This is a genomic window from Microbacterium meiriae, from assembly GCF_040686935.1.
Classification (GTDB): domain Bacteria; phylum Actinomycetota; class Actinomycetes; order Actinomycetales; family Microbacteriaceae; genus Microbacterium; species Microbacterium meiriae.
Map to the genome: position 1 here is coordinate 871,433 of NZ_JBFBMF010000001.1, position 13,172 is coordinate 884,604.

Sequence of the window (13,172 nt, forward strand, 5' to 3'; positions counted from 1 at the left end):
GGCCGTGTCGCGCCTTGACCCCGTCGAAACGGCGCGGTTAGCGTGAGCGGGCTTCGGCCCCTCGGTGGCAGCGATGCTCACCGTCCGGACCGGAGACCGCTCGCCCACCGGACGCGCGGCACCGCTCAGATCGAAGAGGATCTTCCATGCGATTCACCAAGAAACTCGCGCTCGCCGCCACCGCGGCGGCCGCGCTCAGCCTCAGCGCGGTCATCCCCGCCACGGCCGCGTCGCCCGACGACTCCGCGCCCTCGTACCAGGAGTTCGCGTCGTCCACCTATCGGGACGTGGACGGCGCCTACGTCGTCAACGGCGACGAGGTGATCTCCGGAAAGAAGGAGCTGCGCGCCTTCTACGACCGGCTGATCGGCCCCGAGACCCGCAACGACGGCCTCATCGTCAACACGGTCAACAACATCGACGACAAGTGGTCGGCCTCCCAGGTGGCCAACCTCACCTACTGCGTGAGCACGAAGTTCGGCAGCCGTCACGCCGACGTCGTCCGGGCGATGGAGGGCGGCGCCGCGCTCTGGGAGTCCGCGTCCTCGAAGATCGACTTCCGGTACGTGAGCAGCGCGGACGCCAACTGCACCACGCGGAACAACGCCGTCGTGTTCTCCGTCGAGCCGGTGGCCACGACGCAGTACATCGCCCGTGCGTTCTTCCCCAGCACGCCGGCCCGGCAGCAGAACGTGCTCATCGACGACTCGATCTGGAGCGCCGGAGCGTGGACGCCGACGAACGTGCTCGGCCATGAACTCGGCCACGTGCTCGGCTTCCGCCACGAGCACACCCGTCCGGAGGCCGGCACCTGCTTCGAGGACAACAACTGGCGTCCGCTCACCCCGTACGACTCGTCGTCGATCATGCACTACCCGCAGTGCAACGGCAGCTCGGACGACCTCTCGATGACCACCGCCGACCGCACCGGGGTCGTCTCCCTCTACGGGAACTGACCCTCTCGTCGGACTCGCTCCGGCACCACCGAGGCCCGGTCGTCCGCGATCGGGCCTCACCCGTGTCCGGAGTCGACGCGGCTCAGGCGGAACCGCGGACGACGAGCTCCGTCGGCAGGATCGTGGTGCGCGGCGGATCCTCTCCCGCGAGCCGGGAGAGCAGCACCTGCGTCATCGCCTCGCCCTGGGCGTACATGGGCTGGCGCATGGTCGTCAGCGGCGGATCGGTGGTCAGCGCCACCGACGAGTCGTCGAAGCCGACGAGCGCGATGTCCTCGGGCACCCGCACCCCGGCGCCCCGCAGCGCCGTCAGCGCCCCTCGGGCCATGAGGTCGCTGGCGACGAAGATCGCGTCCGGCCGCCCTTCCGCGAGCAGCCGGCGGGCGGCGTCGGCTCCGCTCGCCTCGCTGTAGTCGCCCTCCTCTTCCGCGAAGGGGGTGAGACCGGCGGCGGCGAGCGCGGCGCGGAACCCCTGCACGCGGTCGGTCGACGAGGGCATCGTGAGCGGGCCGGAGATCGTGGCGATGCGGGTGCGTCCGATGTCGACGAGGCGTTGCGTGGCTTCGCGCGCTCCCGCGACGTTGTCGACGTCGACCACGTAGTCCCCCTCGGCGCGGCGCACCGGGCGGCCGCCGTAGACGACGGGGACCGCGTCGGCGATCCGGTCGACGAAGGCGTCACTCGTGTGGTGCGACACGATGAGAGCACCGTCGACGCCGCCGTTGCGCACGAAGCTGGTCATCTTGTCGCCGGGGTCGTCGCTCGCGATCAGCAGGTTCAGGAGGTAGTCGGAGCTGCGGAGGGCGCCGGTGATGCCGGCCACGATCGCTGCGAAGAACGGGTCGCCGAAGAAGCGCGACGTGTCCTCGGGGACGATGAGGGCGATCGCGTGCGTCTGCCGGGAGGCGAGGGAGCGCGCGGCCCGGTTCGGCACGTAGTTGAGCTCGTCGATCGCGGCGCGCACGGCGGCGAGCGCTTCCGGGCTGACCGCCGTCGACCCGTTGACGACCCGCGACACGGTCGACCGGGACACGCCTGCGGCCGTCGCGACCTCCTCGATGGTCGCCCGGGGCGACATCATCGCTTGCTCTCTTCCATCGCCCCATTCTCATCCACCCGGACCCTCGCCCGTGAAAATCCCCGCTTCGAATCGCCCGATTGGTCCCATCTCGGCCGCGGATGGAGCCAATCGGGCGATTCGAACGGATCAGAGGGAGCGCGCGGCGATGATCCGGGCGTACTCGCGGCCGGAATCCTTGACCGTCCGCTCCTGGGTGTCGTAGTCCACGCGGACGATCCCGAAGCGCTTGTCGTACCCCCACGCCCACTCGAAGTTGTCGAACAGGGACCAGTAGAAGTAGCCGCGCACGTCCACACCGCTGTCCCTGGCGTCCAGCACGGCGTCGAGGTGCGCGCGCAGGAACGCGGTGCGGTCGGCATCGGGCACCCGGGTCTCCCCGTCCGCCACCACGACCGTGTCGTCATAGGCCGCGCCGTTCTCCGTCACCGAGAGCACGACCCCCGCGGGCTCGGCGTACTCGGTCCACAACCGCTGCAGCAGTCGCGTGAGCCCCTCCGGCTGGACCTCCCAGCCCTGGGCGGTGCGGGGCAGCCCGCGCTCGACCGCGTGGATGCCCTCGTGCGAGGGGTACGGGCTCCGGGTCACGTGTGCCGTCTCCGGGCCGCTGGAGACCGGGGCGTCGTCGGGCCCCGTGCCGGACACGAGGTCGCCGTGGTAGTAGTTCACGCCCTGCGTGTCGATGGGCTGCGCGATCGTGTCGAGGTCGCCCTCGTGCACCGCCGCCTCGAACCGCGCGACCGCGTCGGGGTCCACCGCGCGGATGTCCTCCACGGTGTCGGCGGGATACGCGCCGCGGTAGATGGGGTCGAGGAACCAGCGGTTGAACTGACCGTCCAGCCGCCGGGCGGCGTCCACGTCCGCGGGGTTCTGCGGGTCGGCGGGATCGGCGACCGTGTGGTTCAGCGTGATGCCGAGGTTGAGGGAGGCATCGCGACCGCGGAGCTCGCGCACCGTCGCACCGTGCGCGAGGAGCAGGTGGTGCGAGGCCAGCAGTCCCTCGGCGACGCTCGTGTGCCCCGGGGCGTGCTCGCCCCCGGTGTAGGAGAGGAAGGACGAGCACCACGGCTCGTTGAGCGTCGTCCACACGTTCACCCGGTCGCCGAGGGCGTCGTGCATGGTGCCCGCGTACTCCAGGAAGCGCTCGACGACATCGCGGTTCGTCCAGCCGCCGACCTCCTGCAGGGCCTGCGGCATGTCCCAGTGGTACAGCGTGAGCCAGGGCAGGATGTCGGCCGCGAGGAGCTCGTCGACGAGGCGGCTGTAGAAGTCGACCCCCGCCTGGTTGACCGCGCCACCGTCCGGGCGCACCCGCGACCACGAGGTGGAGAAGCGGTACGTCTGCAGCCCGAGCTGCTTCATCAGCGCGACGTCCTGCGGATACCGGTGGTAGTGGTCGCACGCCACATCCCCGTCGTCGCCACCGACCACGGCCCCGGGCACCCGGCAGAAGGCGTCCCAGATGGATGCCGTCCGTCCGTCCTCGAAGGCGGCGCCCTCGATCTGGTAGGCCGCGGTCGCCGCGCCGAAGAGGAAGTCCGAGGGGAAGGCACGCGTCATAGGGGTCATCCTTTCACCGCGCCCGCCATGATGCCACTGACCAGCTGCCGCCCCGCGATCACGAAGAGCACGAGGAGCGGAAGGGTCGCGAGCACCGCGCCGGTGAGCACGATCGAGTAGTCGATGTAATAGCCGGACTGCAGCTGGCTGAGCGCCGTCTGCAGCGTCGGGTTCTGGGGGGAGAGCACGATCAGGGGCCAGAGGTAGTCGGTCCAGGCGGTCATGAACGTGAACAGTCCGAGGATCGCCATGGCCGGCCGCGCCGCGGGCACCCCGACGGTGAGGAACGTGCGGAACTGGTTCGCGCCGTCGACCCTGGCGGCCTCGATGAGCTCGTCCGGGATGACGTCCACGAGGTACTGCCGCATGAAGAACACCCCGAACGCCGTCACGAGGGTGGGCACGATCACCGCGCCGATCGTCCCCGTCCAGCCGAGCTCGCGCATGAGCATGAACAGCGGGATGATGCCGAGCTGCGTGGGGATGGCCATGGTCGCGATCACGAACACCATGAGGCCGTCCCGCCCGCGGAAGCGCAGCTTCGCGAACGCATAGCCGGCGAGGGTCGAGAACGTGACGACGGAGATCGTGATGATCGTCGAGATGAGGAACGAGTTGCCGAGCGCGAGCCAGAACGGGATCGCATCGAACACCTTCGCCGCGTTCGCGAGGAAGTTGCCGCCGGGGATGAGGGGCAGGGTCTCACCGCGGGTCGCGTTGGTCCCGCTCGCCACGACGAACGACCACCACAGCGGGTAGGCGCCGCCGATGACGAAGGCCGCGAGGAGCCCGTAGGTGAGGAAGCCGGGGCGGCTGCCGAGGCCGGCGCTCCCGCTCGCGGCGCCGCGCCGGCGGCGGATCCGCTCCGGCACGCTGAGGGCCTGGGTGGCGGTCATCGCGCCTCCTCCTTTCCGGTCGGGCGGATGCGGCGTCGGGCCGCGCGGTTCTTCGGGGCGTCTCCGGTGGCGATGCGCCGGGAGATCAGGAAGTTGATGAGGCCGATCGCGACGATGAGGAGGAACAGCAGGATCGCGACGGCCGAGGCCTCGCCGAGGTTCCGGCGGAAGAACGCCAGTTCCCAGAGGAACAGCACCGTGGTCTGGAACTGCCGATCGCTGCCGCCGATGCCGCCCGCGGTGGAGACGTCGAACAGACGCGGTTCGGCGAAGATCTGCAGGCCGCCGATGGTCGCCGTGATGATGACGAAGATCAGCGTCGGACGGATGGTGGGGATCGTGATGGCGAAGAACCGCCGCACGGCCCCGGCACCGTCCAGGGCGGCCGATTCGTAGAGGTCGCGCGGCACGGCCTGCATCGCGGCGAGGAGGATGAGGGCGTTGTAGCCGGTCCAGCGGAAGTTCACCATGACCGCGATCGCGATGTGCGACAGGAACGTGTCGTGCTTCCACTGCTGATCGGCGATGCCGACGAGGTTGAGGAGGTTGTTGGCCAGCCCGTCCGCCTCGTTGAAGATGCTCGAGAAGATGATAGCGACGGCGACCGGCGTCGCCACGAAGGGGACGAGGACGCTCATCCGCCAGAACGTCGGCGCCCGCAGTCCGCGGTCCAGCAGGTACGCGATCACCAGGGCGACGGCGAGCTGCGGGATGGCGGAGAGCAGGAAGATGCTCAGCGTGTTCCGGATGGAGTTCCAGAACATGCCGTCGCCGAGGATCGCCGCGAAGTTGCCGAAGCCGACGAACGGCCCCTCGCCCTTCAACAGATCCCACTCGTGCACCGCGACCCACACCGTGTACAGCAGCGGGAAGAGGCCGATGAGCCCGAAGAGGAGGAAGAACGGGGAGATGTAGAAGTACGGAGAGGCGCGGTGGTCGAAACGGGAGACGCGGGTGCGCCAGGAGCGTCGCGGCGGAGCGTCCGCCGCCAGGGGGGCGGCGGCCTGCGGCTCCGCCGGCGGGGCGGTGAGGGTCATGGGCGTGTCCTTTGCCGGGCTTCGACAGGCTCAGCCACCCACTCGGGGCGCTGGGCGTCCACTCGGGTCACTGGGCGTCCACTCGGGGCGCTGGGCGTCCACTCTGGGTCGCTGAGCCTGTCGAAGCGAGATGATCAGCCGACGAGGTCGTTCAGCAGGCCGATCGCCTGGTCCCAGGCGCCCTGCGTGTCGGTCTCGCCGCGGTCGAGCGCGCTCAGCGCCGGGCCGAAGACGTTCTCCTGGATCACCGAGTCGTCGGCGCCCTTGAACTGCGCGACGACGCCCTTGGCACGCTCGGCGAGGATGGCGCCGGTCGGCGCGTCGTTGAAGAACGCGTTGGGCGTGGCTTCGTCGGCGAGGGACTCCTGCGCCTTGATGGTCGAGGGGAAGTTGCCCGCGGCGGCGGACTGCTTCACCTGCTGCTCGGGCTGCGTCAGCCAGTCGGCGAGCTCGGCCGCGGCCTCCTTGTGCTCCGAGGACTCCGGGATCGACAGGAACGCGCCGCCCCAGTTGGCCGCGCCGCCGGGGAACACGTCCGCGAAGTCCCAGCCGGTCGACGCGTCGCCGCCGCCGGCCTCGACCTGACCCTGCACGACGCCGAGCATCCAGCCGGGGCAGACGAAGGTGGCGAAGGTGCCGTCGACGAACGACTTGCCGCCGTTCCAGTCCCACGCGGTCTGCGCTGCGGACTGACCGCCCTCGGTCGCGGCGCCGAGGAGCTCGAAGCGCTCCTGGAGCTCGTCGTTGCCCTCGACGTTCAGCTCACCGTCGGCGGTGTAGTAGCCCTCGTCGAGCTGGTTCACCATGGCGTTCCAGACGAAGCCGGAGTGGTCGTACCAGGCCTTGCCGGTCTTCTCGGTGTAGTCGGCACCGACCTGGAAGTAGTTCTCCCAGTCGCCGTTGAGCAGTTCGGCGACGGACTCGCGGTCGCTGGGCAGGCCGGCAGCCTCGAAGGCGGCGCCGTTGTAGCAGATGCCGCTCGGGCCGATGTCGGTGCCGTAGCCGATGACGCGGCCCTCGGCGTCGGTGGCCTGACCGTACTTCCAGTCGACCCAGTCGTCCTTGCGGTCCTCGATGCCGTAGTCGCGCAGGTCGACGAAGGTGTCGGAGACGTCCATGATGGCGCCGAGCCAGCCCTCCTCGATCGCGACGATGTCGCTGAGGCCGGAGCCGGCGGCGATCTTGGTGAAGGCGTCGGTGCGGGCGTTGCCGCCGGTGTCGATGTTGGTGGCCTCGATCGTCACGTTCGGGTGCGCCTTCTCGTACTCCTTGTAGAGGTCGTCGTAGCCGAAGGTGCCGAAGGTGGTGACGGTCAGTGTGACCTTCTCGTCGGCGCTGCCGCCGGTGTCGCCGTCGCCGCCGGTGCTGCCGGAGCAGCCGGCCAGGGCGAGAGCGGAGACGGATGCCACGGCGGCTGTCGCCAGGATCCGGGTGCGGGCACGTGAGTTCACGGTTCACTCCTTTGTGGGTTCGTGCGGGTGGTGGTGCGGGGGTGAGTCGTGGGAGCGCTCCCACAGACTTCCGTGAACTCTATGGGAGCGCTCCCACGATGTCAAGGGTGCGGGGTGGCCGCCGGTCCCCGTTCACAACTCAGGAGAATCGGGATCCGATGCCGCCGTTCGACCGCTATCGGCCCGGAGCCCGCGAATTCTCCGGAGTTGTGAACGCGGCGTACCCTTGTCCGGTGCCCGAAGCCACCCTCTCCCCCGCCCTCACCCGCGCCGAATCCCTGATCCGCAGCATCCCGGACTACCCGGAGCCCGGCATCATCTTCCGCGACATCACGCCGCTCCTCGCCGACGCCGAGGCCCTCCGCGTGACGACCGAGGCGATCATCGAGCCCTTCGCGGGGCAGTTCGACGTGGTGGCCGGCATCGAGGCTCGCGGCTTCATCCTCGCCGGGGCGGCCGCCATCGCCGCAGGCGTCGGACTGATCCCGATCCGCAAGGCCGGCAAACTCCCCCGGCCCGCGGCGTCCGTCGACTACGCCCTCGAGTACGGCACCGCGACCATCGAGATGCACGACGATCTGCCCGCGGGCTCCCGCGTCCTCCTCATCGACGACGTGCTCGCGACCGGGGGCACTCTGGCCGCCGGTCGCCAGCTCGTCGAGCGCCTCGGCAGCCACGTCGCCGGCATCTCGGTGCTCTTCGAGATCGACGGCCTCGGCGGCCGCGAGGCGATCGGCGACCTCCACACCGTCTTCCACTCCTGACCCCCTCTGCCGCCGAGACCCCGGTTTCCCGCCGACACCCCGGCGTAGCGGCGCGCGCAGGGCGGGGCCTGGGCGAGAGGCCGGGGTCTCAGCGGAGCATCGGCGAGCGGTAGACTGAAACCGCCCGTCCGCCCGCGACTCTTGGAGCCGTCATGCCCACCATCGTCGTCGACGTCATGCCCAAGCCCGAACTGCTCGACCCGCAGGGCAAGGCCGTCTCCGGCGCCTTCGCCCGCCTGGGCGTCGAGGGCTTCACCGACGTCCGCATCGGCAAGCGCTTCGAGCTCACGGTCGAGGGCGAGGTCACCGACGAGGTCCTCGCCGAGGCCCGCCGCATCGCCGACGAGGTCCTGTCGAACGCCGTGATCGAGGACGTCGTGGGCGTCGAGGTGGCGGAGTGACCGTCCGCATCGGCGTCGTCACCTTCCCCGGCTCGCTGGACGACGTCGACGCGCAGCGCGCCGTGCGCATCGCCGGAGCCGAGCCGGTCGCCCTGTGGCACGGCTCGCACGACCTCGAGGGCGTCGACGCCCTCGTCCTTCCCGGCGGCTTCAGCTACGGCGACTACCTGCGCGCCGGCGCCATCGCCGCGCTCTCGCCCATCATGAGCGAGGTCAAGGACGCTGCCGCGAAGGGCATGCCCGTCCTCGGCATCTGCAACGGCTTCCAGATGCTCGTCGAGGCGCACCTGCTCCCCGGCGGCCTGATCCGCAACGGGCACCAGCACTTCGTCCGCCGCGACCAGAAGCTCACGGTCGAGAACGCCGACACCGCGTGGACCAACGCCTTCCGCACCGGCCAGGAGATCATCATCCCGCTGAAGAACGCGGACGGCGGCTACATCGCCGACGAGCAGACGCTCGATCGCATCGAGGGCGAGGGTCTCGTGGCGTTCCGCTATGCCGGCGTGAACCCGAACGGCTCGCTGCGCGACATCGCGGGGCTGACCAACGAGGCGGGCAACGTCGTGGGGCTCATGCCGCATCCCGAGCACGCCACGGAGCCCGGTTTCGGTCCGGACACCGCCGTCGCGATGCGCAGCGGCGTGGACGGTCTCGACTTCTTCACGAGCGCGATCGCCGCCGTCGCCCGCGTCGCCGCCTGACCTCTCCGTCGACCCACCCCTCCGCGTGCGTCCCACCCCCTTGCGGGCGCACTGAAGAGGCCGGGTCGACCGCAAGGGGCCGGGTCGACGGACGAGGTCAGGGGAGACGGAAGGGGTTGTCGCCCACGGCCGCGAGCAGGTACCAGGCCGTCGTGCCGGTGTGCAGGCTCGCGTAGTAGAGGTCGCCGAAGCCGGAGTCGAGTCCGTCGGTCGAAGTCGCCACGATGCCCTTGCCGTCGCCGTTCGCCGCGTCGCGCTGCACCAGTCGGATGTCGGCCAGCAGCTCCTCCGCGCGCGCCTGGTCACCAGGGGCCCCGCGTTCCTGCAGCGCGAGGGCGAGGTGTCCGCTGCCCTCGAACCAGACCTTGGACACGTCCACGTCACTGATCGACGGGCCTCGGTAGGGACCGTCCTGGGCCACGAGGTGCGCGAGCGTCCAGTCGACGGCCGCTCCGTACCGGGCGTCCCCGGTGCCGAGGAGGCTCCACGTCTGCGCGTCGAGCGGGATCGGGCGGGTGTTGATCGTGCTGCCGTCCAGCAGTGTCCCGGTGTCCACGTGCCCGTCGGCGCTCTGCATCGCCGCGACGAAGCCTGCGGCCACCGCCGCCCGCTCCGCCCACACCGCGTCGCCCGTGAGCTGGGCGAGCTGCGTGAAGAACCCGGCGATGTCGCTGTTGTGCTCGGTGGACTTCCACTCCAGCGGCACCCCGGCATCGGTCTGCCCACCGGTATAGCCGTAGGGCGCGCGGGTCATGTCGGCGGTGTTGTCCTGGATCCACTCCGCGATGCGCACCGCGCCGTCGAGATACCGCGTCTCGCCGGTGGCGTGGAAGAGGCGGGCGAGCGCCATGCCCACCCAGGCCTGATTGCCGGTGAAGGTGCCCGGCCCCGTGATCTCCATGCGCCCCTGGCGGATGCCGTGCGGCTCGTACGAGGTGCGGACGCGGCCGTCGGCGACCGGGTCGTTCTCCTGCACGAAGAGGAGGGTGTCCGCGACAGCTTGCGCGCGGCGCAGGTCGTCCGGCAGACCGCGGGCGGTGTAGGCGATGACGACAAGGGCGTCGTCGTAGACGAAGGAGGGCGTGAAGTCCCAGGACGGCGTGGTGAAGAATCCGCCCTCGTAGCTGCGCGGCAGGCACCGGCCCTCGCCGTCGCAGAACTCGTCGACCCGGGCGTCGAGGAACTCGTAGGCGAGCGCGACCGAAGCGGCGGGGTCGTTCACCGGGTCGGCCGGGGGCTGCACGCGCGTGCCGAACGCATCGGACACGGCGGGGGCGGCACCGACGAGCACGGCGCCGACGACGAGGGCGGCGACGACCGCCCAGGGCGCGGATCGGCGGGCGGAAGCGGACATCACGACCTCTCGACGGCAGGACCCCCCGGGGGACATGCCGCGAGCGACACGGGGGGATGTTCGCCACCCTGTCATGACAGGAGGCTCGAGGGGAAGTGTCTTTCGGCCACATGCGCGTGTACCAAAGCGACCGGACGCGTGCAAGGCGTTTGCCGGACCCGGAGCGCGAGGCGCACGATGGTCCTCCCGTCCCCGACCTCCCGGAAAGGACACCCCATGTCCCGCGACCAGTACACCTTCACCAACCCGGTCGAGCTCTACGCCGACATCCAGCCGCAGAAGCAGCACATGCGCGAGCCCGGTCTCGACGCGGACCTCACCCCGAAGGCCGACCTCGGCGAGGAGTCGTACCGCGGCACCGGACGACTGACCGGACGCAAGGCGCTCATCACAGGCGGCGACTCCGGCATCGGCGCGGCCACCGCCATCGCGTTCGCTCGCGAGGGGGCCGACGTCGCGATCTCCTACCTCCCCGAAGAGGAGGAGGACGCCAGCCGCATCGCCGGGATCCTCCGCGAGGCGGGTGCCACCGTGGCCACCATCCCCGGCGACCTGCGCGACCCGGAGTACTGCCGGACCCTGGTGGCCGAGGCCGTCGCGGCGCTCGGCGGACTCGACATCCTCGTCAACAACGGCGGCAAGCAGGTCTTCCGGGAGTCCCTCACCGATGTGACGGACGAGCAGTTCGACGACACGTTCAAGACCAACGTGTACGCGATGTTCTGGATCACGAAGGCCGCCCTGCCGCACCTCCCCGCGGGGTCGACGATCATCAACACGACCTCCATCCAGGCCTACTCGCCGTCGGACATCCTCGTCGACTACGCGTCGACCAAGTCGACCATCAACGCGTTCACGAAGGGCCTCGCCCAGCAGCTCGCGCCCAAGGGCATCCGCGTGAACGCCGTGGCGCCCGGACCGATCTGGACCCCGCTGCAGCCGAGTGACGGGCAGCCGCAGGAGAAGATCGACCAGTTCGGCCAGGACACGCCTCTGGGCCGGATGGGTCAGCCCGCCGAGCTCGCCCCCGCGTACGTCTTCCTCGCCTCCCCGGAGTCGAGCTACGTCCTCGGCGAGACCCTGAACGTCAACGGCGGCATGCCCACGCCCTGACTCTCATCCCTGTCGACCCACCCCCTTCCGTTCCTGCCGGCCCCCTCCGGCCGTCCGCAAGGGGGTGGGTCGGACGGAAAGGGGTGGGTCGGCGGAGAGGGCGAAAGGGATCGCCGAACCGTTTCGATACCTGTGGTGGCGGGACTGTAAGCGTTTGCAGTAGCCTGATCGCATGGCACAGCTCGAACAGATCGCAGCCCCCGGTTCCGAGTGGTGGCGCAGCGCCGTCATCTACCAGATCTACCCCCGCTCCTTCGCGGACGCGTCGGGCGACGGCATCGGCGACCTCCCCGGCATCACGAGTCGCCTCGACTCGCTGCAGGAGCTCGGCGTCGACGCGATCTGGCTCAGCCCGTTCATGACGAGCCCACAGCGCGACGCCGGCTACGACGTGGCCGACTACCGCGACGTCGACCCGCTGTTCGGCACGCTCGCCGACTTCGACCTCATGCTCGCCGAGGCCCACGCCCGCGACATCCGCGTGATCGTCGACCTCGTCCCGAACCACTCGTCCGACCAGCACCCCTGGTTCCAGGAGGCGCTCAAGGCCGCGCCGGGCAGCCCGGAGCGCGCACGCTACATCTTCCGCGACGGCCGCGGTGAGAACGGCGAACTGCCCCCGAACAACTGGGAGTCGGTGTTCGGCGGCGGCATGTGGCAGCGCATCACCGAGGCCGACGGCACGCCGGGTCAGTGGTACCTGCACATCTTCGACGCCACGCAGCCCGACTTCGACTGGAACAACGAGGAGGTGCAGGAGGAGTTCCGCTCGATCCTGCGCTTCTGGCTCGACCGCGGTGTCGACGGCTTCCGGGTCGATGTGGCCCACGGCATGATCAAGACCGAGGGCCTCCCCGACTACACACCGCCCACCGACGCGGACTCCATGGGCGGCGGCGAGTCGAACGTGCCGTACTGGGGCCAGGACGGCGTGCACGAGATCTACCGCGACTGGCACAAGGTGCTCGCGGAGTACGACGGCGACCGCGCGCTGTGCGGCGAGGCCTGGATGCCGACGCTGAAGGAGACCGCGCTCTGGGTGCGTCCGGACGAGATGCACCAGACCTTCAACTTCCCGTACCTGATGACGGCGTGGGACGCGAAGGCGCTCGGCGACGTGATCCGTGAGTCGCTGGACGCCTTCGGCGCGGTCGGTGCACCGAGCACCTGGGTGCTGTCGAACCACGACGTCGTGCGGCACGCCACGCGCCTGGCGCTCACGATCGACAACCCGCAGGGCGAGGGCATCGGCCCGAACACCCCGGACAAGCCGGACACGGCCATCGGCCTCGCCCGCGCCCGCGCGGCCACCACGCTGATGCTCGCGCTCCCCGGCTCCGCCTACCTCTACCAGGGTGAAGAGCTCGGACTGCCCGAGGCCATGGAGATCCCGGACGAGTACCGTCAGGACCCGACCTGGTTCCGCACGAACGGCGAGCGCTACGGCCGCGACGGCTGCCGTGTGCCGCTGCCGTGGGAGGCGGAGGCCCCGGCGTTCGGCTTCAACGACACCGGACTCTCGTGGCTCCCGCAGCCCGCGGACTGGGCGGCCTACGCCCGGGACGTCGAGGAGGTCGACCCGGCGTCGACCCTGGCCCTGTACAAGCGCCTGCTCGCCGGTCGTCACGAGTTCGGATTCGGCACCGGGTCGCTGGTGTGGGAGGACGCCGGCCCCGACGCCGTGGCCTTCCGTCGCGGTGAGGTCCACGTGCTGGCGAACCTCGGCACGGCTCCGCTCGACCTTCCGGAAGGCGCGGTCGTCCTGCTCCGCAGCCAGCCTTTCGACGGCGCCCAGGTCCCGGTCGACACCGCCGTCTGGTACACCACGGCCTGACACCGCGGCGCCCGTGGCGCGCTC

At 70.3% G+C, this 13,172-nt stretch carries 12 protein-coding genes; 6 read left to right on the top strand and 6 right to left on the bottom strand.

Annotation, left to right across the window (positions count from 1 at the left end):
* The first annotated feature begins 146 nt into the window (after positions 1–146).
* The gene (locus AB0P08_RS04175; RefSeq protein ID WP_187663075.1) at positions 147–956 is read left to right on the top strand and encodes a M57 family metalloprotease; all 810 of its coding nucleotides are present in this window, start codon (positions 147–149) and stop codon (positions 954–956) included.
* 82 nt (positions 957–1,038) lie between these two features.
* On the opposite strand, the gene AB0P08_RS04180 is transcribed toward AB0P08_RS04175, so the two are convergent.
* The 5 genes from AB0P08_RS04180 to AB0P08_RS04200 form a co-directional block, all read right to left on the bottom strand.
* A complete protein-coding gene (locus tag AB0P08_RS04180; RefSeq protein WP_187664081.1) occupies positions 1,039–2,034 on the bottom strand; it encodes a LacI family DNA-binding transcriptional regulator in 996 nt (331 codons plus the stop codon).
* Positions 2,035–2,163: 129 nt separating this feature from the next.
* Positions 2,164–3,594 carry a GH1 family beta-glucosidase gene (locus AB0P08_RS04185; RefSeq protein ID WP_363588240.1) on the bottom strand — a complete coding sequence of 477 codons (1,431 nt, stop codon included), beginning with the start codon at positions 3,592–3,594 and terminating at the stop codon, positions 2,164–2,166.
* A 5-nt stretch (positions 3,595–3,599) separates the two neighbouring features.
* Positions 3,600–4,490, bottom strand: a complete 891-nt coding sequence (locus AB0P08_RS04190) for a carbohydrate ABC transporter permease (RefSeq protein WP_259952927.1) — start codon at positions 4,488–4,490, stop codon at positions 3,600–3,602.
* Positions 4,487–5,527, bottom strand: a complete 1,041-nt coding sequence (locus AB0P08_RS04195) for a carbohydrate ABC transporter permease (protein ID WP_363588242.1) — start codon at positions 5,525–5,527, stop codon at positions 4,487–4,489. The genes AB0P08_RS04190 and AB0P08_RS04195 overlap by 4 nt, the downstream gene beginning before the upstream one ends.
* A 134-nt stretch (positions 5,528–5,661) precedes the next feature.
* Positions 5,662–6,978, bottom strand: coding sequence for an ABC transporter substrate-binding protein (locus AB0P08_RS04200; RefSeq protein ID WP_363588244.1), 1,317 nt, complete (start codon positions 6,976–6,978; stop codon positions 5,662–5,664).
* A 233-nt stretch (positions 6,979–7,211) separates the two neighbouring features.
* Here AB0P08_RS04200 and AB0P08_RS04205 point away from each other — a divergent pair, with 233 nt between their 5' ends.
* The 3 genes from AB0P08_RS04205 (at position 7,212) to purQ (ending at position 8,847) form a co-directional block, all read left to right on the top strand.
* Entirely contained in the window at positions 7,212–7,742 is a 531-nt protein-coding gene (locus AB0P08_RS04205; RefSeq protein ID WP_268777872.1) for an adenine phosphoribosyltransferase, read from the top strand.
* A 152-nt stretch (positions 7,743–7,894) separates the two neighbouring features.
* The gene (purS, locus tag AB0P08_RS04210) at positions 7,895–8,143 is read left to right on the top strand and encodes a phosphoribosylformylglycinamidine synthase subunit PurS (RefSeq protein ID WP_025103985.1); all 249 of its coding nucleotides are present in this window, start codon (positions 7,895–7,897) and stop codon (positions 8,141–8,143) included.
* The gene (purQ, locus tag AB0P08_RS04215; protein WP_187663069.1) at positions 8,140–8,847 is read left to right on the top strand and encodes a phosphoribosylformylglycinamidine synthase subunit PurQ; all 708 of its coding nucleotides are present in this window, start codon (positions 8,140–8,142) and stop codon (positions 8,845–8,847) included. The genes purS and purQ overlap by 4 nt, the downstream gene beginning before the upstream one ends.
* Positions 8,848–8,944: 97 nt before the next feature.
* On the opposite strand, the gene AB0P08_RS04220 is transcribed toward purQ, so the two are convergent.
* Positions 8,945–10,201 (bottom strand): YyaL domain-containing protein, encoded by a 1,257-nt coding sequence (locus AB0P08_RS04220; protein WP_259955275.1) that lies wholly within the window; start codon positions 10,199–10,201, stop codon positions 8,945–8,947.
* 216 nt (positions 10,202–10,417) lie between these two features.
* Here AB0P08_RS04220 and AB0P08_RS04225 point away from each other — a divergent pair, with 216 nt between their 5' ends.
* On the top strand, positions 10,418–11,314 hold the full coding sequence (locus AB0P08_RS04225; protein ID WP_363588247.1) for an SDR family oxidoreductase: 897 nt from the start codon (positions 10,418–10,420) through the stop codon (positions 11,312–11,314).
* A gap of 172 nt (positions 11,315–11,486) precedes the next feature.
* On the top strand, positions 11,487–13,148 hold the full coding sequence (locus tag AB0P08_RS04230) for a glycoside hydrolase family 13 protein (RefSeq protein WP_363588249.1): 1,662 nt from the start codon (positions 11,487–11,489) through the stop codon (positions 13,146–13,148).
* The last annotated feature ends 24 nt before the right edge of the window (positions 13,149–13,172 follow it).